Source organism: Streptomyces sp. CNH287 (assembly GCF_000424825.1).
Genome location: NZ_AUKQ01000003.1, coordinates 79593 through 106089 on the forward strand (window position 1 = coordinate 79593; position 26497 = coordinate 106089).

The following is a 26497-nucleotide window of genomic DNA, read 5'->3' on the forward strand; positions in this document are numbered from 1 at the left end:
CCCACACCCTGAGCAGGAGCGACGACATGTCGGACGACCTGATTCCCGCCCCCCGCACCCGCACCGCAGGCGACGGGGCCCCCTTCACCCTCACCTCCGCCACCGTGCTGGACGCCGGCCCCGGCACGGAGGGCGTCGCGCGGTGGCTGCGCAGCGAGCTGGGCGCGGCGACCGGCCTGCCGCTGGCACCGGCCGCCCCCGCCGCGACCCCTTCCCCGGCCGCGCCCGCAGCCGCGCCCGAGGCCGTCCGGCTGGACATCGACGCGGAGGTGACCGCCGAACTCGGCCCGGAGGGCTACCGGTTGGACGTCGCCCGCGACGGCGTCCGCATCTCCGGCGGCGCGGCCGAGGGCGTCTTCTGGGGCGCCCAGACGCTGCGCCAGCTGCTCGGCCCCGGCGCCTACCGGCGCTCCCGCACGGACGCCGACCGCCAGTGGCAGATCGCGCCCCAGCGCATCGAGGACGCGCCCCGCTTCGGCTGGCGCGGGCTGATGCTGGACGTGTCGCGGCACTTCCTGCCCAAGGACAGCGTGCTGCGCTACCTCGACCTGCTGGCCGCGCACAAGCTGAACGTCCTCCACTTCCACCTCACCGACGACCAGGGCTGGCGCATCGAGATCGAGCGCTACCCGGAGCTGACCAACACCGGCGCCTGGCGCCCGCGTACGAAACTGGGCCACCGCGCCTCCGAACTGTGGGACGACCGCCCGCACGGCGGCTTCTACACCCAGGAGGACATCCGGGAGATCGTCGCGTACGCCGCCGAGCGGCACATCACCGTCGTGCCCGAGATCGAGGTCCCCGGCCACTCCCAGGCGGCCATCGCCGCGTACCCGGAGCTGGGCAACACCGACGTGGCCGACACCTCCGCGCTCGGCGTCTGGGACACCTGGGGCGTCAACCCCAACGTGCTGGCTCCCACCGACGACACCCTCGAGTTCTACGAGAACGTGCTCGAGGAGGTGCTGGAACTCTTCCCCTCCACCTTCGTGCACCTGGGCGGCGACGAGTGCCCCAAGGACCAGTGGCGCGAGTCGGAGGCCGCGCAGGCGCGGATGCGCAAGGAGGGGCTCGAGGACGAGGACCAGCTCCAGTCGTGGTTCCTGCGGCACTTCGCGTACTGGCTGGCCGCCCGCGGGCGCCGCCTCATCGGCTGGGACGAGATCCTCGAGGGCGGCAGCGCCGAGGTACCCGGCGGCGCCACCGGTGCGGCCGAAGCGGTCACGGACACCGGGCTGCCCCAGGGCGCCGCCATCTCCTCGTGGCGCGGCTACGCGGGCGGAATCGCCGCCGCGAAGGCCGGACACGACGTCGTGATGTGTCCCGAGCAGCAGGTCTACCTCGACCACCGGCAGCACGGCGGCGCCGACGAGCCGGTGCCCATCGGCTTCGTCCGCACCCTCAGCGACGTCTACCACTTCGAGCCCGTACCGCCGCAGTTGGCGGGCACGGAGGAGGCCGCGCGGGTGCTGGGCACCCAGGCGAACATGTGGTCCGAGGTCACCGAGAACCGGCAGCGGGTCGACTACCAGGTCTTCCCGCGCCTCGTCGCGCTCGCCGAGGTCGCCTGGTCGCGCCTGCCCGCCCCGCAGGAGCGCGACTTCGCCGGCTTCGAGGAGCGGATGCGCCGTACGCACTTCGCCCGGCTGGACGCGATGGGCGTCGACTACCGCCCGTCGTCCGGCCCGCGTCCGTGGCAGCGTCGCCCCGGTGTTGTCGGACGTCCGATCGAGGGGCTGCCCCCGATCGTGTGAGCCGGGGCTGCGGAGGAAGCGCCACGCCGGTCCGGACTGGGAGCGTGGGGGACCACAACGGAAACTCGTACAAGGTTCCTCAAGCGCGGCAATCGTCACTCAGCGGTGACAGTTCCCGATTCCGGACCGGCACCCCGATCAACGGATGAATCATCCCTTCGCGGACCCTCGGGTCGACAGCCGGGGGAGATGTGCCAGAGTTGCCACGTCCGGGTTGTGAGCACGTACCGTACGGCAGTGCGGCCGGGACAACCGGGGAAGGGGCAGCTGGATTGAGCACGCACGCACCGCACGCGACACAGGCGGCGCAGTCCGCTGCGCAGCCGGTCACGCTGCCGGCCACGCTCGACGAGGCCGTGGCGGCCCTGACCGCCATGCCCGCCGCGGTGCCGGTGGCGGGCGGCACCGATCTGATGGCAAGTGTGAACGCCGGGCAGTTGCGCCCCACCGCCCTGGTCAGCCTGGGCCGCATCAGCGAGATCCGCGGCTGGGAGTACCTGGACGGGCACGCCCTGCTCGGCGCCGGCCTCACCCTCGCGCGCATGGGGCGGCCCGACTTCGCCGCGCTCATCCCCGCGCTCGCCGCCGCCGCCCGCGGCGCCGGACCGCCGCAGATCCGGAACGCCGGGACGCTCGGCGGCAACATCGTCAGCGCGGCGCCGACCGGCGACACGCTCCCGGTGCTCGCGGCGCTGGAGGCGACCCTGATCGTCGCGGGCGCCGACGGCGCCCGGCGCGAGATGCCGGTGAGCCACCTGCTGACCGGCATGGAGATGCTGCGCGCGGGCGAGATCGTGGGCTACGTGCGGGTGCCGCTGCTGCACGCGCCGCAGACCTTCCTGAAGGCCACCGGCCGCACCGGACCGGGCCGTGCGCTCGCCTCCGCCGCCGTCGTGCTGGACCCGGCGCGGCGCAACGTGCGGTGCGCGATCGGCGCGGTGGCGCCGATGCCGCTGCGCCCGCTCGAAGCGGAGCGCTGGGTCGCCTCGCTCATCGACTGGGACGGCCGACGCACGCTGGCGCCCGAGGCGTTGACCGCTTTCGGGGAGTATGTCGCCATGGCGTGCATTCCGGACCCGCCGCCTCCGGAGGAGGGCGGGGAGGCTCCCGCACTTCCCCCCGCGGCGCTGCATCTGCGGCGTACCGTGGCCGCATTGTCCCGTCGCGGACTCGGGAGGGCACTCGCATGAGCAACGAACAGAACGTCCCTCACGGCTCGCGCGTCCCGCACGTCCCGAGCGATCCGCACGCGCCGCCACTCCCGCACGATCCGGCGGGCCCGGCTCCGGTGCCGGGCCAGGGGCAGGGCCAGCAGCCGTACGCCACCCCGGAGGGCTGGGGCGGCGAGTACGACGCGGACGCCACCGCCTTCGTCCAGATGCCGAGCGAACTGCTCGCCGGCGGCCCGGCCGCGCCGTTCACCGGCGAGAGCCCGCTCGCGGCCCCGGGCACCGGGCAGGGCGGCTACACGCCGCCGCCGATGGAACCGGGCGGCCCGCTCGGTCCGGGCGCGCCGGGCGCCGACCTGGCAGGCGGGGGCGGGCCGATGACGCCCGCCGCCACCACCGACCCCTCGGCGACGGGCCAGTGGACCCTGCCCTTCGCCGTACCGACCACGGACCCGGGAGGCTTCGGGGCACCTGGCGCGCCCGGCGCGCCGGAGCCCTCCGCCGGGCAGCCGCCGAACCAGGCCGCCGCCATGGGCCAGGGAGCCGCCGCCGCGCTGGCCGGCTCGCACGAGGCCCGCGTCCGCCGTCCGCTCGGCACGGGCGCCGGTACGCCCGCCGGGGCGGAGGCACCCGCCGACGCGTACACGCCGTACGACCCGCACGGCGCGCCCACGCCCCCGGCGGAGGCGCTCGCCGACGCGCTGGCGCGGCGGCAGGTGCCGTTCACCAACGGCCAGGGCACGGGCGCCGGGCCGGGCACCGGCGCCGACCAGGGCGTGCCGGGTGCGGGCGGCCCCTGGCAGGAGCCGGTCCCCGGCGGGCCGGCCCAGCCGCACCCGCACGACCCGCACGATCCGTACCACGGGCAGGGCCCGCACCCGTCGCCCGGCGGCGGCCCGGCTCCGGCGCACCCCGTCACCTCGGGCGGCACCTGGGGCGAACCGCCGTCGGAGGTCCCGGTCACCCACCCGGGCGCCGACCTTCAGGCCACCGACCTTCAGGCCACCGACCTCCAGGCCACCGAACTCCGGTCCACCGACCCGGGCCTGCCTGCCGACGGCCCCGTCGCGTACGGCCGCACCGCGCCCGCGCCGGACGCCCTCGCGCCGGACGCCCCCGCGCCCGACGGCCTCCCGCCCGGGGCCGCCGCACCCGCGGACACCGCGGCCCCGCTGCCCCCGCACGACCCGCATGCGGTGGCAGCCGACCCCGGCGCGCGCTGGGACAGTTCGCTCGGCGGCCGCACCAGGCCCGACGACTCCGGCGAGTACGACGTGTCCGTACCGGCCCTGGACGGCCCGGACCCGGCGGCGTACGCCCCGTCCGTATCCGAGGACCACGGCTACTCCGAGGACCACGGCTACGACGAAGGGGCGGACCAGGGACCGGCCAAGGAGCCCGCCGACGCCCCCGCGGACCTCGCGGACCCGGCGCCCGCCGACCCCGCGCACCCCGGCGTGCCCGAACTGGCCGACGTCCCGGCCCCAGGACCCGAGTTCGCCCTCGACGCGTCGGCGGCCCCGTCCGCGCCGACCTCCAGCGAACACCCGCACACCTCCTACGTCCTGCACGTCAACGGCGCCGACCGCCCCGTGACCGACGCCTGGATCGGCGAGTCGCTCCTGTACGTCCTGCGGGAGCGCCTCGGCCTGGCGGGCGCCAAGGACGGCTGCTCGCAGGGCGAGTGCGGCGCCTGCTCCGTCCAGGTCGACGGGCGCCTCGTCGCCTCCTGCCTGGTGCCCGCGGCGACGGCGGCGGGCAGCGACGTCCGTACGGTCGAGGGCCTCGCCGTCGGCGGCTCCCCCTCGGACGTGCAGCGCGCGCTCACCGAGTGCGGCGCGGTCCAGTGCGGCTTCTGCGTACCCGGTATGGCGATGGCCGTGCACGACCTGCTGGCCGGGAACCACGCGCCGACCGAGTTGCAGACCCGGCAGGCTCTGTGCGGCAACCTCTGCCGCTGCTCCGGCTATCGCGGTGTGCTCGACGCCGTCCGCACCGTCGCGCAGGAGCGTGCCGCGAAGGCGGCGGCCGAGCAGGCCGAGCAGACGGAAGGGCCCGCGCAGTCCGAGCACGGCGGCGGCCCGGGCGGTGCGCCCGAGCCCGGAGCCGCGGCGGCCCCGGCCCGCATCCCGCACCAGGCCCCGCCGGGCGCCGGCGGTGCACAGCCCTCCGGGGGCGGCGGCGTATGAACTGCCCCCCGCGCGCCGCGCGTACCCAGCCCCCGTCGTGCCCGCGGTACGCGCCGTGCCCGCCGCACCGCGCGCGCGTCGCCGGAGCCCCCCTCGAACAGCGCGGAAAGGCAGCGGCATGACCGGTACCGCCGACGGACCCGGCGCCGTCACCACAGGCACCCCGGCCGCGGGCGTGTCCACCGCCGGCCCGCCGGCCGAGGCGGAGCCCGCGGCGTACGGGCTCGGCGCCTCCCTCACGCCCGTCGACGCGCCCGCGAAGGCCGAGGGCGCCTTCGCGTACGCCGCCGACCTGTGGGCGGAGGGCCTGCTGTGGGCCGCGATCCTCCGCTCGCCGCACCCGCACGCCCGTATCGCCTCGATCGACACCGCCCAGGCGTCCGCGATGCCCGGCGTCCGGGCGGTCATCACCCACGAGGACGTGCCCGGCGACGCCGCGCACGGCAGACACGTCGCCGACCGGCCCGCCTTCGCCCGCGACCTCGTGCGCTACCACGGCGAGCCCATCGCCGCCGTGGCCGCCGACCACCCGGACACCGCGCGGCTCGCGGCGGCGGCCATCGCCGTCGAGTTCGAGATCTTGGAGCCCCTCACCGATCCCGAGGAGTCCTTCGAGGCCGAACCGCTGCACCCCGACGGCAACCTGATCCGCCACATCCCGCTGCGCTACGGCGACCCGGAGGTCACCGGCGAGGTCGTCGTCGAGGGCCTCTACCGCATCGGCCGCCAGGACCCGGCGCCGATCGGCGCGGAGGCCGGGCTCGCGGTGCCCCGCCAGGACGGCGGCGTCGAGATCTACACCGCCTCCACCGACCCGCACAACGACCGCGACCTGGCCGCCGCCTGCTTCGGACTGCCGCCCGAGCAGGTCAAGGTGGTCGTCACCGGCGTGCCCGGCGCCCTCGGCGACCGTGAGGACACCGGCATGCAGGTGCCGCTGGGCCTGCTCGCGATGAAGACCGGCTGCCCGGTCAAACTCGCCGCGACCCGCGAGGAGTCCTTCCTCGGCCACGCTCACCGGCACCCCACCCTGCTGCGCTACCGCCACCACGCGGACCGTGCCGGACGGCTGCTCAAGGTCGAGGCTCAGATCCTGCTCGACGCGGGCGCCTACGCCGACACCTCCTCCGACGCCCTCGCCGCCGCCGTCTCCTTCGCGGCCGGCCCCTACGTCGTGCCGCACGCGGTCATCGACGGCTGGGCCGTCCGTACGAACAACCCGCCCTCGGGCCACGTCCGGGGCGAGGGCGCCATGCAGGTGTGCGCCGCGTACGAGGGCCAGATGGACAAGCTCGCCGCCGAACTCGGCCTGGAACCAGCTGAGTTGCGGCTGCGCAACGCGATGTCCACCGGCGACCTGCTGCCCACCGGCCAGACGGTGACCTGTCCGGCCCCGGTGGCCGAGCTGCTGCGCGCCGTGCGCGAGGCGCCGCTGCCCGCGCTCCCCAAGGAGAGCCCGGAGGCCGACTGGCTGCTGCCCGGCGGACCGGACGGCGCGGGGGACCCGGGAGCCGTACGGCGCGGCGTCGGCTACGCGCTGGGCATGGTGCACATGCTCGGCACCGAGGGCGCCGACGAGGTGTCGACGGCCACCGTCAAGGTCAACGGCCCCGTCGCCACCGTGCTGTGCGCCGCCGTCGAGACCGGCCAGGGCTTCGCCACCCTCGCCCGGCAGATCGTGCAGGAGACCCTCGGCATCGAGGAGGTGCACGTCGCCTCGGTCGACACCGACCAGCCCCCGGCGGGCGCGGGCGCGCGGGGGCGGCACACCTGGGTCTCGGGCGGTGCGGTGGAGCGGGCGGCGAAGATGGTCCGTACGCAGCTGCTCCAGCCGCTGGCCGCGAAGTTCGGCATGTCCACGGAGCTGCTGACGATCGCGGACGGGAAGATCACCTCGTACGACGGCGTGCTCTCCACGACCGTCGCCGAGACGCTGGAGGGCAAGGAGCTGTGGGCCACCGCCCAGTGCCGCCCGCACCCCACCGAGCCGCTGGACGCCACGGGCCAGGGTGACGCCTTCGTCGGGCTGGCCTTCGCCGCCGTACGGGCCGTCGTCGACGTGGACATCGAGCTGGGCTCGATCCGCGTCGTGGAGATGGCCGTCGCCCAGGACGTGGGCCGGGTGCTCAACCCGCGCCAGCTGAAGGCCCGTATCGAGGCCGGAGTGACCCAGGGCGTCGGGGCCGCGCTGAGCGAACACCTCCGCGTCGCCAAGGGCGTCGTCCGCCGGCCGGACCTCACCGGCTACGCGCTGCCGACGGCGCTGGACGCCCCGGACATCCGGATCGTCAAACTGATCGAGGAGCGGGACGTCGTCGCGCCGTTCGGCGCGAAGGCCGCCTCCTCGATTCCCGTGGTCGTCTCCCCGGCGGCCGTCGCCTCGGCCGTCCGCAACGCCACCGGCCGCCCGGTGATCCGCCTGCCCATCCGGCCGCAGGCGGCGGTGGGTCAGCCGCAGCAGTAGGGCTGCGGGCGGCGAGGGGGCAAGGCGCGCCCGCGCTGCGACGCGGTGTGCGCGGCTCCATGCCGTCGTGGGGTCGGGGCACCCGATCGAGGCCGCCCCGGCCCCGTCATCTGAGTATCCGTACTCATGCCCTGCGTGACCATTCAGCTACAGAATGCATCCGGGTGGCGACGTGCTGCCTTGAGTGGCGGATCGTGCGCTCAAAACTCCGGACTGTAGTGCGAACTCTGAGCGTTGTTACTATCGTGATGCCAGGGGGCACGGAGAGTAGCGGAATGCTGAATCAGGGCGGGGAATCATGGCAGGTCAGCGCACGGGGGACGACGAATCGTTACGGCTCGCCGGAGCCGCGCCGCTGGGACCGGGGCTGCCACCCCCGTCCCCCGGCGAACTGCTCGCCGGGCTGGAGTCGATGCGCGGCTTCAAGCAACGGGTGGACGGACTCCTTGACGAACTCGGCGGCTCCGACGCGAAGCCGGACCGCATAGCGGAGGACCGCATCACCCAGGCCGGCCTGGGCACCGGCTTCACCGAGGCCACCGGCCTGCACCACTCGTACACGCTCATCCACGAGCAGCTCACCGAACTGTCCCGCATCCTCTCGGGCCAGATCTCTGCCCTGAGCGCCGCGATCACCGGCGTCCGCTCGGGCTACGAGTACGTGGACCTCGACACCCGCGACCAGATGTGGGCGATCCAGGCGGAGTCGGAGCGTCACTACGAGCCGAAGCACGACCCGTACGCGAAGGAGAACGACGCGGGCGGGGGCGGCAAGGACAAGAGCGAGCACAAGAGTGAGGACGAGGGCGACTCGAAGGTGGGCCTGTGAGGCGCCGGGCACCCCGGACGGAGGGTTTGCGAACCGATGAGTAAGTCGCATGACGAGGGCGGACAGTCCTGGTTCGACGTGGAGCGGCTGGTCCAGAGCCTGTTCGTGGCCACGGATTTCGAGTCCAAGTCCCATCCCGAGATGGAGCGGATGATCGAGGCCGCTGACCCGGGGCAGACGGAGCAGCTGGGCGAGAAGCTGATCCGGGCTGCGACGACGATCGACAAGATCGGGGAGGACATCAAGCGGTCGCGGGTGGCCTGGGAGGGTGACGCGGCGGATTCGTTCGAATCCTGGAGCAGCCGTATGTCGAGTGCGACGCTGCGGCTGGGGGCGATGAGCAAGGGCGCGGGCGAGGCGATGAAGAACGCCGCACAGACCCTGCGCGAGGTGAAGCGGGACATGCCGAAACACTCGTCGTCGGCGAAGTCGACCTTGAGCACTTTCGAGATGCTCAACCCTGGTGGACTGGACCGGCTGGACTTATCCCCGCCGGGCAAGTCCGAGGGCGGCGACCTGGCGGGGCCCTCCCGCGAGGAGGCGGTCAAGGCGCAGGCGAAGCTGACGGAGGACCACGGCGAGGCGGTCCGCCAGATGCGGAAGCTGGCTACGTCGTACACGCTGACGGCCTCGGCCATCCACCAGCCGGAGAAGGCCACGTTCCCCCCGATGCCGGGCGACCTCATGCCGCCGAGGCGGGAGGCGCTCAGAGGTCGACAGCCTTCGCAACCATCAGAACGTGGGGGCGTGCCACACGGGTCTGCTGCGGCTCAGGCCGCCGCCTCCGGCACCGCGGGGCCAGGCAGCCAACTCTCGGCTCCGCTCTCTTCTCCGCCCGCTTCGCTGGTCGCGACTGATCTGTCGGGTGGAGTGGCTATGCCTGACGCCTCACCTGCCGCTCCTGTGACCACGCCTGCGTTGCCGGGTCAGGGAAGTCAGGGAGGCCCGCAGGCCAGTGTCGCCATGGTTCCTACTGCCGTGTCTCCGGACACCTTGCAGCGAACGGGCAGGGGGCCTGCAGAGCCGCTCTCCGACACCAAGGGGCCTGGTTCTCAGCCGTCGGCCCCGCTGCCTGTGGCCGGGCCGCCTCCCGTGGGCCGTCCGATTTCGCTGCCGATCGGCCCGGGTGTGCCAAGGGCCAGCGCACGTCTTCCCGGTGATCACGGGAACGGCATCTACGGAGGGCAGCCGGTGCCCCCGGCAGGGCAGCCGGGGCGAGGCATTCCCCGTGGCTCCGTCGTCGGTGCCGAGCCCGTGCAGGGGCAGCAGAGCAGACCCCCGATGGGGTATCGACCAGGCGGTGCCCTCGGCGGCATGGGGCCGGTCGGTGGTACGCGGGCGCCGTACGCGGCGCCCATGGGCCGCCCGTTCACGGCGGGCGGCAGCGGCTTGCCTACGGGCACGGGCACCGCGCGCGCTGGAAACGGCGCATCCCGAGGGGCTCCGCATGCCGGGCGAGGGCTTGCGGGCGGCACCGGCGGTCGGCGGCCCTCTGCGGGGGAACGCCGCCAGCCGCGTCCCAACTACCTGGTGGAGGACGACGACACGTGGGCCAGCGGCAGGCAGCGCACGGTGCCACCCGTCGTGGAATGAACAGCCGACAGAGTTCGAGGAAGCAGATGCGAGGCAAGAGTCCTGTCCGTCACCACCTGAAGAACGTCATGCTCGTGGCAGTAAGCGGAATGCTTGTCGGTGTCATGGCGACGCCCGCTCAAGCAGAGGACGTCCGTTCCCAGCAGTGGCACTTGGACGCCATGCACGCCGAGGAGATGTGGCAGGTCAGCAAAGGTGAAGGCATCACCGTCGCCGTCATCGACTCTGGTGTGGACAGCTCTGTGACAGACCTCCAAGGTCAAGTACTCAAAGGGAAAGACTTCACCGACCGGCCGGGTGACGCACACGACGACTACAGCGGACACGGCACGGGGATGGCTGCGTTGATCGCCGCAACGGGGAAGGCCGGGCCCGGCAAGGGCTCGTACGGCCTCGCTCCCGGAGCCAAAATCCTCCCGCTGCGCGTGGAGGGCAGTGCCCGCAGTAATAACCAGGCAGAGGCTGAAGAGTCTTTCGGCAAGAGGATGGGGCCTGCGATTCGCTATGCGGCTGACTCGGAAGCCAAGATCATCAATATCTCAAATGGGTCAATGAACGAGGCGCCCGAGATTAAATCGGCGGTAAAGTACGCCCTGGCAAAGGGGAAGCTTATTTTCGCAGCAGTGGGAAACGACGGTGAACTCGATAATCCCGTCATGTATCCCGCTGGGACACCCGGAGTGGTGGGAGTCGCGGCACTCGATAAGCAGGCCAGTGCGACGGCCGAGTCCGAACGCGGTCGGCAAGTTGACTTGGCCGCGCCTGGTGACGACATGGTGGCTGCCTGCGACAACAACACCCAACTGTGTAAGAGCCATGGCACCAGCGACGCCGCCGCACTCGCCTCGGCCTCTGCCGCTCTCATCTGGGCTGAACATCCGGACTGGACGGCGAACCAGGTCATCCGCGTTCTGGTGAACACCGCCGGTGGGCCCAAGAGCGGCAAGGAGCGTACCGACTCTGTCGGCTACGGGGGCATCCGCCCCCGTATCGCCCTCAAGGACCCCGGCGACCCGGGCGACCCGAAGACCAACCCCCTCCCGGGCCCGTACTCCGAAAAGAACACCTCGGCATCCCCTGAACCCCCGAAGAAACCCGCAGACGTCCCGAAGCAGGATGCAACAGCTGCCGCCCCCAGCGAGGCTGGCGCCTCCACCACCGAGTGGATCATCTACGGTCTGGCCACCACCGGCGTCATCGCCGCAGCGGCCAGCTTCCTGCTCCTGCGCAGCCGACGACGCGCTGCCCAGCCTGGACTGAACGGAGCGACGGGTTTGTACACCCAGCACTCCACCCCTGCTCGGCCGGCCACGCCGCCGAGCTGGCATCACGAATAACTGCGAATGGAGAGGGATATGTCCTTCGACGATGAGTGGGGCCGGTTGGTTGCTGATGCCGAGGCACGCCACTCCACCAGCATGCAGCTGAATCAGACCCCTGATGGCGAGTATCACCCAGGCAGGCAGGGCCAGACATTGCATGTCACTGGCGCTGTCCTGCGTGAACGGGCGGGGAAGATTGACATCGTGATGGGGGACTTCGCGGATGCCGATGACAAGGTGATGAAGGAAACCGAAGAAGTCCCCGGAAGCATGAAGGGTTTCGCGTCAGACGAGGCGATCATCAACTTCCAGAAGCGTTGGCGTGGGCAGATGAGGCACATGGACGGCATGTTCCGGCGTGCATCCAAGGCGCTGATGACGGCTGCAACGGACTTCAAGTCCGAGGACAAGCGGCACGCGGACGCCTTGTCGGGGTCAGGACCTGAAGCAGGAAAAGACTGAGGTGACGAGCGAGTGCAGCTGAGTTATCACACCGTAAAGAACGTCAACCTCACACCTCTCGATGAAGCGGTGAGCAAGTGGGGCAGGCTTCCGGATCAGTTCATGCAAATAGGGTTGAATTTTCGAACCACAGTGACCACTGGTTTAAGAAACTCCGACTGGGAAGGTGAGGCTTGTGACGCCGCACTGAAGAAACTGGGGGGAATTGAGCGGGAAATTGATGCGGCTGCTGCCGAAGCGGGTGCAGTCCGAAACATTCTCGATGATGCGTTGGCGCATTTTCGCTCTGCGAAAGAGGCCCTGGAGGCTATCGAGAAAGAGGTAAATGCGACCGACTACTACAGACTCAACAACGCGAATGGCAAAGTCTACATCAACCCGGAGCATGAAGATGTCAATGCACTGGTGAAGGCGACGGTTGAAGCCCGGGCCGCGTATGAGCGACGCACTGAGCAGGCGATCGAATTAGCCACAACAGCTGATCAGAATCTCAGGATCGCTCTCCTTGCTGACTACAATGGTGATGCCAAAGGGTTTAACTCCGGTACCTACTCCAGCCTGGAAGACGCCCGTGCGGGCGCGGACAGGGATGCCAAGGCTGCTATTGAAATTGCTGCACTCGGCCCGGATATGTCTTATTCGAAACTCAAGGAGCTCAATACCTATCTGGCGCGCCACGGCGAGGATCCGTACTTCGGGCAGAAATTCGCCAGGGGAATGGGAGCCCAAGGCACGCTTGAGTTCTGGGCCATGATGGCTGACGCCGACAGGGGTCAGGGTTCGACCGACCCCGCACCCAGCCGAACCGAAGCGCGCCTGAAGCAGTTGGCTAAATTGCAGGACAACCTGGGCACCACGCTGGCGTCTGCCACCCGCTACGACTCGCCTGCCATGGACCGCTGGGAGGCAAAGGTTATCGAGCTTGGCCCCACCAAGGTCGGTGGACCCTACGCTTTCCAGATCATGAGCAACCTGATGCGAGAGGGAAAGTACGACACAGACTTCCTCAAGAAGTACGGTGCTGCCCTGCGAGATGCAGAAAAGGACTCCGGTGACCCGGAGGGTAGGTGGATTCATGGTACGGGCGACTATGAACTCAACTTCGGCAACGGTGATCTGACCGACCGCATGGGAGCGGGAAACGACAAGGGTCTGGACCCCATGACCGGCTTCATGGAAGCACTTGGTCACAATCCTGAGGCTTCCACCGACTTCTTCAAGTCCAAGGAGAATTTCGAATACTTCATGAGTGAGCGTGACTGGCCCGCGGACGGAGTTGGCAATGGAACTCCGGACACCCTGGCGGGTCATAAATCACTGATGAACGCGCTCAGTTCCGCCACCACCGGCCACCCCCCGGACGAACCCCCGACGACCACGCAGCCCGCGCACAGCGAAGCCCAGGCTAAAATCATGGAACGCATTGTGGTGGGCGTGTCAGACCCCGGAGATGACATTGAGTTGAAGAACGGCATGCACGGCCGTCTTGCGAAGATGACAGCCGAGTTCATGCCAGACATCCACCAGTCGCTGGCGGGCGGTGATGACGGAGGCGATTCAGTATCGCGACTCTTTCCAGCACAGGGCGCCGTTATGAATCTCGAGGAAAGAGACACGACGCGATTCCTGTACGAACTCTCACAGAATCCACAGGGTTATGCGGCGCTCAACTACGGTCAACATCAGTACACCAACGACATGATCACCTATCATTTTGCTAATCCTGATGCAGTGCAAGACTCGGCGCGCGAGAATTTGGAGAAAGTGGTCAGAAAGGGGGCGGAGATCGAAGCAATCATTGGTCAAGGACGCATGAATTCAGATCTTCAGGCCTCAGCCGAGGGAGATGAGGCTTTCAACAAAGAACTGGTTGCCACTGGTGAATGGGCCAAGACGATAGCCAGTGTCAGTGTAGGGACCGCTGTCGGTACGGCTACCTCGCCCCTTGGAGGAGCCCTGGCTGCCGCGGCTACGGATGATCTCAGTGGTCAGGTGATCGACAAGATAATTGGGCATAATTCCAGGGACAGCTCAGAAGTCGCCTACTACGATGCCGCAGAGGGAATCGAAGGTCACAAGGACTCTACTCTTGTCACGTCGCTGGCAGCGGCTATGGGAGCCGACAAAATAAGCTCCAGTGGGTTGACCGCGGATCAAATCGAGGGGGCTGTCGAAAGTGCTGTAAGAGCAGGCAACGGACAAGGCTTGGATCTTTTGGAGGAATATGTAAACATTCAGAATGAAGGTGGCTCTTAGTCATGGGATTTTCTTTTATGGAATCTAAGAAAACTCTGCTGCTTGCGGCCTCTGTTGTCAGCTTCATATTGGGTGCAGGAGTGATATTCGCTATCGGTGGCCCGAAGGGGTCAGCTGATGTGCGTGATGATCTCACGGTCGGAAACGTTTGCAGCCCGGGCCTGTTCGGGGATGATCTCGGCCCGTTGAGGCGGTCCTTGCCCTCGGCCGAGACGTTCTCTTCCCGATGGATGGAGAAATCTGAAGATGACGGCAGGTCCACCTCGCTGGCCTGCCGTATGTCTGCTGGCGAAAACGGATTAATCGTCATGGAAGCCAGAAGTTCGCAAGGTTCCATCGAGTCGTGGATGTCACAGCTGGAGCGCAAGGGGAAGCCATCCGGCCGGGATGGCGTATCGAAATTTTCCTACGGTGAGAGGGGAGTGGCATGGAAGGATAGTGCGGCGATTTACGTAGAATGCAACAAGGGGCGGTGGAAGGATGACGGGAATAATCATATTTCTGTGTTGGTGTCTTCTTTTTGGATTGATAAACCCGATAATTATGACAGGCGCCGGGATCTTGCCGCACTCGCCATTCGGATGACGCATGAAGCGCGACAGGTCATGGATTGCGCAGGTCTCTCGCTGAATCCATCGGAGGAGCTTCCGAGCATGTCGGACGCATGACCAGATTTGACCTTGGGGAAACGTGGTTCTGTCGCTGGTGAGGCGGGCGGTGGCCCCCGGCCGTGGCGAGGGCTGCGACCAGCAGGAGACCACGGTCAGCGCACCTTCCCGCGGGGCTGCCGCCGAGCGTCGGCCCACCGAGGCGGACGAGCTCATACGCGCGCTGGAACGGCTGGTCGGCTGGGGGAATCTGCCGGGCCGACCCGGACACGGGGCGGATCACGGCAGTCGAGAACTTCTACCGGCGCTGCTACGTCTACCAGCTCACCCATACCGGCGAGGCGGCGGAGGAGGCGTTCTCCGCCTATGACGAGGCGTTGGCGCGGCGCATTGCAGGCCGTCGGCCCTGGAGGAGCCCTCAGGCGGGGAGGACGTCAACTTCTGCCGCTCTTGTGGATCAGGGTGGCCAGGGTGAAGCGGCAGTGGAAGGTCTGCATCGCGCCCTCGACCACCAGCAGGAAGCCGTCGGTGTGTTCGTACAGCACGCGGTTGCGGGGGGAGGCCGGGTGCATGGGGGAGTAGCGGCGGGCGTGGTCGAGCAGGGCGGCCATCGCGTCCTCGCGGGTGCCCTCCATGTGGGCGAGCACGTGGGGCTTCCAGACGCGACGTTCTCCGCTGAAGCCTTCGTTCTCCTCGACGAGCAGCCCCCACTCGCGGTACGCACCCCCCTGGGGAGTCCGGGGCGCGGTGGCGGGCTGCGCCTCGGGTGCCGGTGCGGGCGCGGGGGAGTCGTCGCGGCGGAGCCAGGAAGGTACGGCGGGGACGTCTGCGTCCCAGGCGTCCGGGTCGGCCGGGGCGGCAGCGCCGGGAGGGGCGGCAGGGGGACCCGCGTGGTGCTCCGGAGGGTCCGTCGGGCGATCGGGTGAGGGCGCGCTGCTGTCGTGGACCAGGGCGGAGAGGGTGAAGCGGCAGTGGAAGTCCTCGGTCGCGCCTTCCAGCAGCATCAGGAACCCGTGGTCCTCCTGGAACAGTCTGCGGCGGCGCACCGACTTGGGGTGTTCGGGTGTGAACCGCAGGGCCTGGTCGCGCAGTACGGCCATGGCCTGCTCGCGGGTGCCCTCGACCTGGCCGAGGACCCGGGAGGTCCAGAACCGCTCGCGGTAGCCGTGGTTCTCCTCCACCAACAGGGCCCACGTGGTGTTCATCTGCTTCCCCCTCGGGAGGTCTGGGTCCGGGCCTGGGTCAGGACGCGGGCGGTGGGAGGGTCCAGGTGTGGCCGGAGCCGCCGACGCGGGCGGTGATCTCCAGGCTGCCGCCGAGCGCCTCGAAGTAGGCGGCGAGGGTGAAGATGTCGCTGTTCCCCGGATTCCTGCGCTCGATCAGGGCCACCTCCTCCTCCTGAAGCTGGAGCTGGCGGGCGACCTGGTGCTGGGTGAGCCCGGACCGGCGCCGCAGCGCGGGCAGGTCCCAGCCGTGGTTGGCCTGGGCCAGCCGGGCGGCCTCGACGCGGATCACCGAAGCGTTGCCCGGGAAGAACTCGGCGAGCAGCGCCTCCGTGCCGTAGACCCGGCGCTGGGGCCGGGCCGCCTCCGCGTCCGGGCCGGAGAGGTGGCCGCGGGCCCGGGGGAGCGCCCGCCAGTACCAGGCGCCCCAGTCCTCCTCGCCCGCTCCGGCGGCGAGCAGCGCGAGGGTGTCGTCCGCCTCGACGGTGAAGAGAATCCGCCCCGAACCGTGCCCCCGCAGCCGCAGCTCGCGGAACGGGCCCTCCTCCTGCCGTTCGCAGGCGGGCGGTGACGGCGGTGACGGCGGTGACGGATGCGGTGGCGGCGGCGCCCAGGCCAGCAGGGTGCGCGCCTCGCCCTCCAGTTCGGCGACGTAGCGGTCCAGTTCCGCCTCCTCCCACTGCGCCTCGCCGAGTGCCGCCTCGGCCGCGGCCGTGCCGGCTCCCGGCGTCTCCGGGAGGCCCAGCTCGGCCAGCGCGTCGTTGACGCCGCGGAGGCCGTCCGCGATGTTACGGGTGGCCCCGCTGACCACCGTCCGCGACGACAGCTCGTCCAGCCGGGCCGTCACCCGCTGGATGACCCGCCGCAGGTCTTCCTCCTGCTCCCGCGTACGGGACAGGCGCACGCCCACCCGCACCGACTGCTGCTCGGCGGCGCGCGCCTCCTCCCGCTCCCGGAACGCGATGTCCGACCGGTCCTTCGCGAGCGCCTGGCCTATCCGCGACTCGCGCTGCCGCTTCGCCTCCCCCAGGCGCTCGATCTCCTCCTCCAGTAGGCGGCAGGCCACGATCACGTCGGAGTGCGCCCGGCGCATCTGCTGGAGCAGTTCGAGTTGGCGCTGGTGCGCGTGGGCGCCGGCCTCCGCCGAGGCGGACAGCGCGAGGGCGGGCGGCAGCGCCGCGACCAGCGGCGGGCCCATGGACGGGCCCCGCTCGAGCAGTGCGACGACGGCTCCGCCCGCGTGCCGGGCGAGCGGCGACTCGGCGTGGATCAACGCCCGCAGCCAGTCCCGCACTTCACCGGTCATCCACACCTGACGAGCCATACTGCTCAACCCCCCGTTGCTCAGCCTTCTCTCGTTCAACTGTGCCATGGCCTGCTGACAGCGCTCCGTCGATCCCCCTCATGAACCCCTCACGAACGCGGACTAGGCCCAACGGCCCAGGTCGGCCGGTCCCAGGGACAGGTGCAGCGGTGGGTTCCGGGCCGTACCTTGGCCGGATGGCGGTGACAGGTGAGGCAGGCGGCGGGGCGCAAGGCGCGTCGCCCGGTGGGGTGGGTGACGTGGCGGAAGCTGCCGCGACAGCGGCGGCGGGGAAGACGGCGGCAGCGCCGCAGCCGGCGGGCGGCCGGGGCGCGGGCGGCGACGGCCCGCCGCCGGCCGGCGGTGTGCTCGGTCCGGCGCACCGGGCGCTCACCCTGGGCATCGTCTCGGTGGTGCTGCTCATCGCCTTCGAGGCCACCGCCGTCGGCACCGCGATGCCCGTCGCGGCGGACGAGCTGGACGGCGTGTCCCTCTACGCCTTCGTCTTCTCCGCGTACTTCACCACCAGCCTCCTGGGCATCACCGTCTCCGGCCAGTGGTCCGACCGCCGGGGCCCGCTGCCGCCGCTGGCCACCGGCATCGGCGCCTTCGCCGTCGGGTTGGCGCTCTCCGGCACGGCGGTCTCCATGTGGGTCTTCATCCTGGGCCGTGCGGTGCAGGGCATAGGCGGTGGCCTGGTGATCGTGGCGCTCTACGTCACGGTCAGTCGCGCCTATCCCGAACGGCTGCGGCCCACCGTGATGGCCGCCTTCGCCACGTCCTGGGTGGTGCCCGCCGTCGTCGGCCCGCTGATCGCGGGCACCGTCACCGAGGCGCTGGGCTGGCGCTGGGTCTTCCTCGGCATCCCGGCGCTGGTGGCGCTGCCGCTGGTGGCGATGCTGCCGCCGCTGCGCCGGCGCGCGTCCGGTCCGCCGGAGGGGGCGGACGCGGGGCAGCCCCCCGACCGGCGGCGGCTGCGGCTGGCGCTCGCGGTGGCCGTGGGCGCGGGACTGCTGCAGTACGCGGGGCAGGATCTGCGCCCCCTCTCGGCGATTCCGGCGGTCGCGGGCGCGGCGCTGCTGGTGCCCGCCGCGCTGCGGCTGCTGCCGCGCGGCACCTACCGCGCGGCGCGCGGGCTGCCCGCCGTGGTGCTGCTGCGGGGGGTGGCGGCCGGGTCGTTCATCGTCGCGGAGAGCTTCGTGCCGCTGATGCTGGTCACCCAGCGCGGGCTGTCGGTGACGATGGCCGGGCTCACCCTCGCGGCGGGCGGGGCGACGTGGGCGCTGGGCTCCTTCACCCAGTCCCGGCCGCGGGTACGGCCGCACCGGCTGGGCTTCGTGCGGCTGGGCATGGTGCTGGTGACGATCTCGATCGCGTACGTGCCGGTGGTGCTGGTGGAGAGCGTGCCGGTGTGGACGCTGGCCGTGCTGATGGCGCTGGGCTGCTACGGGATGGGGCTCGTGCTCTCGTCCACCAGTGTGCTGCTGCTCGAACTCTCCGCGCCCGAGGAGGCCGGTGCGAACTCGGCGGCCCTCCAGACCTCGGACGGGCTCTCCAACATCGTGCTGCTCGCGGTCACGGGTGCGGCGTTCGCGGCGCTGGGCGGGGGCTCGGTGAGCGTGGGGCACGGCGCGGGCGACGCGGCGGAGGCGGTGGGCGGCAGCGCGCAGCCGGGGGCTTTCGTGGCGGTCTACGCGATATCGGCGGCCGTCGCGGCGGTGGGCTTGCTGGTGGCGGGGCGGCTGCGGACGCGGGATTAATGGTATCGCTATGGGGTCATGAATGGTACCGTTGTGGTATGGCTATGAATTTGAGACTGCCGGATGAGATCCAGGAGTCGCTGAAGCAGCGGGCGGAGAGCGAAGGGCGCAGCATGCACGCGGTGGCTGTGAGGGCGATAGAGCGCTATCTGGCCGATGAGGCGGACCGGGAGACGGTCCGCAAGCTCGGCGCCAAGTACGCGGTGAAGCACGCCGATCTGCTGCGGAAGCTGGGGGAGTAGCGCACGTGAAGTACCTGACGGTCCAGGAGGCCCTGGACCTGGCCGAGTTCGCCTGTGCGGGTCAGGAGGTCGCGCTTCGTGATCTCGGTCTGCTGGGTTCGGCACTGCACCGGCCGCAGTCGCAGATGTTCGGGGTGGAGGCGTATCCGGACCTCTGGGAGAAGGCGGCGGCCCTGCTGCAATCCCTCACTGCCAACCATCCGTTCGTGGACGGGAACAAGCGCACGGCGTGGATGTGCACGGTGGTGTTCCTCGACGTCAACGGCGCGGAGATGGTCGACGTCGACCAGGATCAGGCGTACGGCGTGGTGATCGACATCGCGGCGGGCAAGGAGGAGGACGTGCCCCGGATTGCGGGCGTGCTGCGGAAGCTGCACGCCGAGAGCTGAGACGCAGGCAGGGTCGGGACGGGCGATCCCCAAACTCCCCTCAGGGGATTGCCTCCGGCCCTCAAAATCTGCTTATGGTGCCCCCATGTTCGACTCGCGGCACATCAGGACGTTCGACGAGGTCGTGCGGTCCGGTTCGTACTCGGCGGCGGCCCGGGCGCTCGGGTACACGCAGCCCGCGATCACCCAGCAGATGAAGGCCCTGGAGCGGGCCGTGGGTACGCCGCTGTTCATCCGGGCCGGGCGGCGGATGCGGCTGACCGAGGCGGGCGAGGCGCTCTCCCGGCACGCCGGGGTGATCCTGGCGAGCATCGAGGCCGCCCAGCAGCAGATGTCGGCGATCACCGGCCTGCGCTCGGGGCGGGTGCGGGTCTGCGCGTTCCCCAGCGCCGGGGCCACGCTGGTGCCGGAGGCGCTGGCGCGGCTGGCCGTCGAGCACCCGGGGATACGGGTGGAGTTGCAGGAGAGCGAGCCGCCTGACTCGCTGGAGCGGCTCGTGCGGGGCGAGTGCGACATCAGCCTCGCCTTCACCTATCCCGGCCTGCGCGAGCAGGTGCCGCCGGAGCTGGTGGAGATCCCGCTCATGGAGGACCAGCTGACCGTGCTGCTGCCCGTGGGGCACGCGATGGCCCGGCGGCGGGCCGTCAAGCTGGACGAGCTGGCCCGCGAGCGGTGGATCGCCGGGTGCCTGCGCTGCCGGAGCAACTTCCTGCACGAGTGCGCCGAGCTGGGCTTCGCCCCGGACGTCGTCTTCACCACGGACGACAACCTCGTCATCCAGAGCCTGGTCGCCGAGGGGCTGGGGATCGCGATGGTCCCCGGGCTGGTGCTGTCCTTCCTGGCGCACGAGCGGGTGACCGGGCGCCCGCTGGACCCGGCGTCGCGCAGGCAGGTCTCCGCGTACGTGCTGCGGGAGCACCTGGAGATCCCGGCCACCGCGCGGGTGACGGACAGCCTCAAGGTGGTCGCCGCGAACCGGGTCGGCTGCTGAGCGGGGCCCGGTCCGCAGTGGGGGCAGTCGGGGCGGTGAGGGCAGTCAGGGCGGTGAGGGGCGTCAGGGCCGAGGCTCAGGTATAAGCACTGCTTGGGAAAAGGCGAAGAAACCGTCGTTGGACGTGATGGAATGATCACGTCACGCTGCGAACATGGCTGCTTCCACCGACACCCGCACCCCCGGCACCGCGCCCGCCGGTGCCCGTCCCGCCACCGAGCGCCTCGGTGCCCTGGTCGCCGAGGTGCGCGAGGTCGTGGGGCGCGGCCTGGCGCCCGACGTGACCGCGTATCTGGTCGGTGAGAAGCTCGCCCCCCACCTGGGCGCGGCCGACCTGCTCGCGGCCGAGCACCACGAGGCCGACGCGGCGGCCTACCGCCAGCACCTGCTGCACGCCGAGCCGGGCGGCGGCTTCTCCCTCGTCGCGCTCGTCTGGCTGCCGGGGCAGCGGACGCCCGTACACGACCATGTCTCCTGGTGCGTCACGGGCGTCCACCAGGGCGAGGAGCACGAGCGCCGCTACCGGCTGATACCGGCGGCGGCCGACGGCGCGCCCGCGCGGCTCGTCGCGACCGAGGACGTGGTCAACCCGCAGGGCTCCGTCTGCGGCTTCGCACCGCCCGGCGACATCCACCGGGTGTGGAACGGCTGCCAGGAGAAGGCCGTCTCCCTCCACCTCTACGGCGCCGACATCTCCCGGCTGGGCACCAGCGTCCGGCGGGTGTACGACCTGCCCGCAGACAGCTGATGTCGCTGCTCTCGGACCGTACGGCCGCCGCGCGCCCGGCCGCACCGGCCCGTACGTCCCGAGCGCTCCCCTCCGTCCGCGCGCCCCGCCCCGCCCCGGGCGCTCCCCGCCCGCGCCGCCCGAGCGCCCTGCCCGGACTCGCGCTCGCGCTGGCCGGGGTCGCGGTGGCCGTGGCGGTGCATCTGCTGCTGCCCGCGGTGCCGATGCTGACGGCGGCCGTGGTGCTGGGCATCGTGGCCGCGCACGTGCCCGGGGTGTGCGGGTGGGTACGCGGCCCGGCGCGCCCCGGGCTGTCGCTGGCCGGGAAGCGGCTGATGCGCGTCGGGGTCGTGCTGCTCGGGCTGGAGCTGAGCATGGGGGACGTGCTGGCTGTCGGCTGGGCCACCGTGGCGATGGTGTGCGTGGTGGTGGCCGCGACCTTCGGCGGCACCCTGTGGCTCGGGCGCCGGATGGGCCTCGACGGCGACCAGCCGCTGCTGATCGCCACCGGCTACTCGATCTGTGGCGCCTCCGCGATCGGCGCGGTCAGCGAGGTGCGGGAGAGCGACGAGCGCGATGTGGCCACCTCCGTCGCGCTGGTGACGCTGTGCGGGACGCTCGCCATCGCCGTACTGCCGCTGCTGCACCACCCGCTGGGCCTGACCGACGCCGAGTTCGGGCGCTGGGTGGGGGCGGGGGTGCACGACGTGGGACAGGTGGTGGCGACGGCGGGCACCGCGGGCGGCGGGGCGCTGGGTGAGGCGGTGCTGGTCAAGCTGATGCGGGTGCTGCTGCTCGCTCCGCTGGTCGCCGCAGTCGTCCTGTCCGTACGGCGTCGGGCCGCCGCGCACGCCGCCGCGGCCTCCGCCTCCACCGCGGCCTCCGCCTCCACCGCGGCCCCCGCGGCCGCGCAGCGCCCCCCGCTCGTCCCGCTGTTCGTGGCGGGCTTCGTCGCCTTCGTCGGCCTGCGGACCACCGGGCTGCTGCCGTCCGCCGCCCTGGAGACCGCCGGCGAGGCGCGCGAACTGCTGCTGGCCGCCGCGCTCTTCGGCCTGGGCAGCGCGGTCCATCTGCCGACCCTGGCCCGTACGGGCAAGAAGGTCGCCGCGCTGGGCCTGTGCTCGTGGATCGTGGTCGCCGGAGTGTCGTACGCCGGGGTGCTCGCCACCGCCTGAGCCGCCCCCGGCCACCACTGGGCGCCCCCCGGTGTGAGCTGTCTCGCACCCGCCGCCCGTCCTCCGGCTCCGCCGGAGCGGCACGGCCCGGCGCGGGTAGGCTGACGCGGTTGCCCCGTACGGACCGACGGCCGCCGCCCGGCGGTGCCCGAATGCCGCACGGAGCAGCCGTACGAAGCAGCGCCCGTGCGCGCTGCGCCAGCGCGAACCCGCGACCGCGACGGAGACCGTGACTACCACCACCCATCTCTCCCCGGCCTTTCCCGGCCGTGCTCCCTGGGGCACGGCGAGCAAGCTGCGTGCCTGGCAGCAGGGCGCCATGGAGGAGTATCTCCAGCACCAGCCCCGGGACTTCCTCGCCGTCGCGACACCCGGCGCGGGCAAGACCACCTTCGCGCTGACCCTGGCCTCCTGGCTGCTGCACCACCACGTCGTCCAGCAGGTGACGGTGGTCGCGCCGACCGAGCACCTGAAGTCGCAGTGGGCGGAGGCCGCGGCCCGCGTCGGCATCCGGCTCGACCCCGAGTACAGCGCGGGGCCGGTCGGCCGGGACTACCACGGCGTGGCGGTGACATACGCGGGGGTGGGCGTGCGGCCCATGCTGCACCGCAACCGCTGCGAGCAGCGCAAGACGCTCGTGATCCTGGACGAGATCCACCACGCCGGGGACAGCCGCTCCTGGGGCGAGGCGTGCCTGGAGGCGTTCGAGCCCGCGACCCGGCGGCTGTCGCTGACCGGCACCCCCTTCCGGTCCGACACGAACCCGATCCCGTTCGTGGCGTACGCGGAGGGGAACGACGGAGTGCGGCGCTCGGTCGCCGACTACACCTACGGCTACGGCACCGCGCTGAGCGACGGCGTCGTGCGGCCCGTCATCTTCCTCTCCTACAGCGGCAACATGCGCTGGCGCACCAAGGCGGGCGACGAGATCGAGGCCCGGCTCGGCGAGCCGATGACCAAGGACGCCGTCTCCCAGGCGTGGCGGACCGCCCTGGACGCGCGCGGCGAGTGGATGCCCGCGGTGCTGCGCGCCGCCGACCGGCGGCTGGCCGAGGTCCGCAAGGCCGTCCCGGACGCGGGCGGGCTGGTGATCGCCAGCGACCAGGACGCGGCGCGTGCGTACGCGAAGCTGCTGCGCGAGATCACCGGGCACGGCCCCACCGTCGTGCTCTCCGACGACGGCGGCGCCTCGCAGCGCATCGAGGACTTCCGGCACTCCGAGGACCGGTGGATGGTCGCGGTGCGGATGGTCTCGGAGGGCGTGGACGTGCCTCGGCTCTCCGTCGGCGTCTACGCGACCACGATCTCCACGCCGCTCTTCTTCGCGCAGGCCGTGGGCCGTTTCGTACGGTCGCGGCGGCGCGGCGAGACGGCGTCCGTCTTCCTGCCGACCATCCCCACGCTGCTCACCTTCGCGCACGAGATGGAGGTGGAGCGGGACCACGTCCTGGACAAGCCGAAGAAGGACGACCCCGAGGACCCGTACGCCGAGGAGGACCGGCTGCTGGCCGAGGCCGAGCGCGAGCAGGACGAGAACACCGGCGACGGCGAGGACCAACTGCCCTTCGAGGCCCTGGAGTCCGACGCGGTCTTCGACCGGGTCATGTACGACGGCGCCGAGTTCGGCATGCAGGCGCACCCGGGCAGCGAGGAGGAGCAGGACTACCTCGGCATCCCCGGACTGCTGGAGCCCGACCAGGTGCAGATGCTGCTCCAGAAGCGGCAGGCCCGGCAGATCTCGCACAGCCGCAAGAAGCCGGACGAGGAGGCGGACCTGCTGGAGCTGCCCGCGGACCGGCGGCCGGTGGTGAGCCACAAGGAGCTGATGGAGCTGCGCAAGGAGCTGCACGGCCTCGTCGGCGCGTACGTCCACCAGAGCGGCAAGCCGCACGGGGTGATCCACACGGAGCTGCGCCGCAGCTGCGGCGGCCCGCCCGCGGCCGAGGCGACGGCCGGGCAGCTGCGGCAGCGCATCGGCAAGGTGCGGGAGTGGGCCACCCGGATGCGGTGATCCCGCCGGGGTGGTACGCCGGGGTGACCCGCCGCGCGGGGAAGGGGCGCGTGGCTGGTTCACACGGGTCGCGGGGGCGCGTGCGAGGGGGTGAACGTCCGACTTTCGGGCTCTCATTTGCGGCAAATCGGTCCAGCATTGACCGGATTCTGGACGGACTCTTCCGGTGAGCGGTATCGATCGCTAAGTTTCCGCACACGCACACGCCCCGTGGCAGCGCCGCCTCGGAGCGCAGCCGGTGACGTATGGACGTACTGCCAGTGCCACTTCGGCCGGCGGCTCTCTGCGTGGAGGAGCGACGCTGCCCAAGGACGGCAGCGCCGCATATCCCGCGCCGGGGCCGCCGCCACTCACCCGAGGAGGGGGCGTCGTGACCGCGGAGACTTCTCAGACGCTCGACCGGGGACTTCGGGTCCTCAAACTGCTCGCCGACACCGACCACGGCCTCACGGTCACCGAGCTGTCCAACCGGCTCGGCGTCAACCGTACGGTCGTCTACCGGCTGCTCGCCACGCTGGAACAGCACTCGCTGGTACGCCGGGACCTCGGCGGCCGTGCCCGGGTCGGTCTCGGCGTGCTGCGCCTGGGCCGCCAGGTGCACCCGCTGGTACGGGAGGCGGCACTGCCCGCGCTGCGCGCCCTCGCCGAGGAGGTCGGTGCCACCGCGCATCTCACCCTCGCGGACGGGGCCGACGCGCTGGCCGTCGCCGTCGTCGAACCGAGCTGGACGGACTACCACGTGGCCTATCGCACCGGGTTCCGCCATCCCCTGGACCGCGGCGCGGCGGGCCGGGCGATCCTCTCGGGCCGCGACCCGGAGCACGAGCTGGGGCCCGGCTACGTGCTCACTCACAGCGAGCTGGAGGCCGGGGCCAGCGGCGCGGCGGCGCCGATGCTGGGGGTGCTCGGCGTGGAGGGCAGCGTCGGGGTCGTGATGCTGGCCGACTCGGTGCCGCCGAAGGTCGGCGACCGCGTCGTCTGCGCGGCGAAGGAGGTCGCCGACGCACTGCGGTGAGCCGGTGAATTAGATTCTTCCCATGCCGCCCAAGCCGCCCAAGTCATCCCGGCAGTCCGCACCCGATAAGCGGTCGCAGCCGTCCCGGCCGGACTCGGCCTCGCCGGCTTCCGCGCCTCAGCCCGCGCGGAAGCCGGCGGACGCGCCGAAGTCGGAGCCTGCGCCGAGGCCGGAGCCCGCGCCGTCCCTCTCCGCCCGCCTCTCGCTGCGCAGCCGCCCCCGCGTGCTCGCCGTCTGCGCGCTGCCCGTCGTTGCGCTGTTCGCGGTGGCCGCGCTGGTCCCGCTGCCGTTCTCGGTCGCGCAGCCCGGTCTCACCGCGGACGTGCTCGGCGAGCACGAGGGCGAGCAGGTGATCACCATCTCCGGCGAGGAGCCGCGTAAGACCGAGGGCGAGCTGCTGATGACCACCATCGCGGCGACCCAGCCCGACGAGTCGGTACGGCTGCCCCAGCTGGTCCGGGACTGGTTCTCGACGGACCGGGCGGTGATGCCGCGCGATTCGGTCTATCCGGTCGGCGACACCCCCGAGGAGGTCTCCGAGCACAACGCGGCGGAGATGCGGAAGTCGCAGAACGTCGCCGTCCAGGCCGCGCTGCGCGAGCTGAAGCTCTCCCCGGACGAGGTGCGGGTGGACCTGAAGCTGGCTGATGTGGGCGGGCCCAGCGCCGGTCTCCTCTTCACGCTCGGCATCATCGACAAGCTCGACGGCGACGGACGCGGCGGCGACCTCACCGGCGGCCGTACGGTCGCCGGGACGGGCACCATCACGGCGGGCGGCGAGGTGGGGCCGGTCGGCGGCGTGGCCCTCAAGACGCAGTCGGCCCGGCGGGACGGGGCGTCCGTCTTCCTCGTCCCCAAGGACGAGTGCGCGGACGCGCAGAGCGAACTGCCCGAGGGGCTGCGGCTCGTGCCGGTGACGACGCTGGACGGGGCGCTGGACGCGCTGAAGGCGCTCAAGGACGGCGACGGCGGCAAGGTCCCGTCGTGCTGAGCGGCGCCCCGTCCCGCTGAGCGC

The 26497-nt window shown here is 71.3% G+C and carries 21 protein-coding genes and 1 pseudogene; 20 read left to right on the forward strand and 2 right to left on the reverse strand.

Annotated features, from left to right (window positions below):
• Positions 1-26: 26 nt before the first annotated feature.
• From H299_RS0100295 to H299_RS38815, 11 genes and pseudogenes are all read left to right on the forward strand, one after another.
• Positions 27-1754, forward strand: a complete 1728-nt coding sequence (locus tag H299_RS0100295) for a beta-N-acetylhexosaminidase (RefSeq protein WP_037757177.1) — start codon at positions 27-29, stop codon at positions 1752-1754.
• Positions 1755-2026: 272 nt separating this feature from the next.
• Positions 2027-2944 (forward strand): FAD binding domain-containing protein, encoded by a 918-nt coding sequence (locus H299_RS0100300; protein WP_027746780.1) that lies wholly within the window; start codon positions 2027-2029, stop codon positions 2942-2944.
• Entirely contained in the window at positions 2941-5112 is a 2172-nt protein-coding gene (locus tag H299_RS0100305) for a 2Fe-2S iron-sulfur cluster-binding protein (RefSeq protein ID WP_051261977.1), read from the forward strand. The genes H299_RS0100300 and H299_RS0100305 overlap by 4 nt, the downstream gene beginning before the upstream one ends.
• Positions 5113-5230: 118 nt before the next feature.
• The gene (locus H299_RS0100310) at positions 5231-7576 is read left to right on the forward strand and encodes a molybdopterin cofactor-binding domain-containing protein (RefSeq protein ID WP_027746782.1); all 2346 of its coding nucleotides are present in this window, start codon (positions 5231-5233) and stop codon (positions 7574-7576) included.
• Positions 7577-7874: 298 nt separating this feature from the next.
• Positions 7875-8405, forward strand: coding sequence for a hypothetical protein (locus H299_RS31355; RefSeq protein ID WP_051261978.1), 531 nt, complete (start codon positions 7875-7877; stop codon positions 8403-8405).
• Between the two features lie 36 nt (positions 8406-8441).
• The gene (locus H299_RS0100320) at positions 8442-9998 is read left to right on the forward strand and encodes a hypothetical protein (protein WP_027746783.1); all 1557 of its coding nucleotides are present in this window, start codon (positions 8442-8444) and stop codon (positions 9996-9998) included.
• Positions 9995-11335, forward strand: a complete 1341-nt coding sequence (gene mycP / locus H299_RS31360) for a type VII secretion-associated serine protease mycosin (protein WP_486587096.1) — start codon at positions 9995-9997, stop codon at positions 11333-11335. The genes H299_RS0100320 and mycP overlap by 4 nt, the downstream gene beginning before the upstream one ends.
• A gap of 18 nt (positions 11336-11353) precedes the next feature.
• Positions 11354-11782, forward strand: a complete 429-nt coding sequence (locus H299_RS31365; protein ID WP_158692238.1) for a type VII secretion target — start codon at positions 11354-11356, stop codon at positions 11780-11782.
• Positions 11783-11794: 12 nt separating this feature from the next.
• Positions 11795-14038 (forward strand): hypothetical protein, encoded by a 2244-nt coding sequence (locus H299_RS39410; RefSeq protein WP_158692239.1) that lies wholly within the window; start codon positions 11795-11797, stop codon positions 14036-14038.
• A gap of 2 nt (positions 14039-14040) precedes the next feature.
• Positions 14041-14706, forward strand: coding sequence for a hypothetical protein (locus H299_RS39415; protein WP_158692240.1), 666 nt, complete (start codon positions 14041-14043; stop codon positions 14704-14706).
• Positions 14707-14768: 62 nt separating this feature from the next.
• A pseudogene (locus H299_RS38815) lies at positions 14769-14975 on the forward strand (TIGR02677 family protein); the annotation flags it as partial.
• 105 nt (positions 14976-15080) lie between these two features.
• Here H299_RS38815 and H299_RS39800 read toward each other — a convergent pair.
• Both H299_RS39800 and H299_RS37235 read right to left on the reverse strand, forming a co-directional pair.
• Entirely contained in the window at positions 15081-15851 is a 771-nt protein-coding gene (locus H299_RS39800; RefSeq protein ID WP_051261980.1) for a hypothetical protein, read from the reverse strand.
• A gap of 37 nt (positions 15852-15888) precedes the next feature.
• On the reverse strand, positions 15889-17175 hold the full coding sequence (locus H299_RS37235) for a hypothetical protein (RefSeq protein ID WP_051261981.1): 1287 nt from the start codon (positions 17173-17175) through the stop codon (positions 15889-15891).
• Positions 17176-17369: 194 nt separating this feature from the next.
• On the opposite strand from H299_RS37235, the gene H299_RS31380 reads away from it, so the two are divergent.
• The 9 genes from H299_RS31380 (at position 17370) to H299_RS0100385 (ending at position 26473) form a co-directional block, all read left to right on the forward strand.
• Positions 17370-18932 (forward strand): MFS transporter, encoded by a 1563-nt coding sequence (locus H299_RS31380; RefSeq protein ID WP_078512350.1) that lies wholly within the window; start codon positions 17370-17372, stop codon positions 18930-18932.
• 38 nt (positions 18933-18970) lie between these two features.
• Positions 18971-19174, forward strand: coding sequence for an Arc family DNA-binding protein (locus H299_RS0100350; RefSeq protein ID WP_486587097.1), 204 nt, complete (start codon positions 18971-18973; stop codon positions 19172-19174).
• Positions 19175-19179: 5 nt separating this feature from the next.
• Positions 19180-19563 carry a type II toxin-antitoxin system death-on-curing family toxin gene (locus tag H299_RS0100355; protein ID WP_027746785.1) on the forward strand — a complete coding sequence of 128 codons (384 nt, stop codon included), beginning with the start codon at positions 19180-19182 and terminating at the stop codon, positions 19561-19563.
• 85 nt (positions 19564-19648) lie between these two features.
• Positions 19649-20554: a LysR family transcriptional regulator gene (locus tag H299_RS0100360; RefSeq protein WP_027746786.1), complete on the forward strand. Its 906-nt coding sequence runs from the start codon at positions 19649-19651 to the stop codon at positions 20552-20554.
• Between the two features lie 154 nt (positions 20555-20708).
• Complete coding sequence (locus H299_RS0100365; protein WP_027746787.1) at positions 20709-21302, forward strand: cysteine dioxygenase; 594 nt, start codon at positions 20709-20711, stop codon at positions 21300-21302.
• Positions 21302-22456, forward strand: coding sequence for a putative sulfate exporter family transporter (locus tag H299_RS31385; RefSeq protein WP_078512351.1), 1155 nt, complete (start codon positions 21302-21304; stop codon positions 22454-22456). The genes H299_RS0100365 and H299_RS31385 overlap by 1 nt, the downstream gene beginning before the upstream one ends.
• Before the next feature lie 229 nt (positions 22457-22685).
• Positions 22686-24467 (forward strand): DEAD/DEAH box helicase, encoded by a 1782-nt coding sequence (locus H299_RS0100375; RefSeq protein WP_027746788.1) that lies wholly within the window; start codon positions 22686-22688, stop codon positions 24465-24467.
• A gap of 370 nt (positions 24468-24837) precedes the next feature.
• Positions 24838-25482: a helix-turn-helix domain-containing protein gene (locus H299_RS0100380; protein ID WP_027746789.1), complete on the forward strand. Its 645-nt coding sequence runs from the start codon at positions 24838-24840 to the stop codon at positions 25480-25482.
• A 22-nt stretch (positions 25483-25504) separates the two neighbouring features.
• Positions 25505-26473 (forward strand): S16 family serine protease, encoded by a 969-nt coding sequence (locus H299_RS0100385; protein WP_078512352.1) that lies wholly within the window; start codon positions 25505-25507, stop codon positions 26471-26473.
• Positions 26474-26497: the final 24 nt, after the last annotated feature.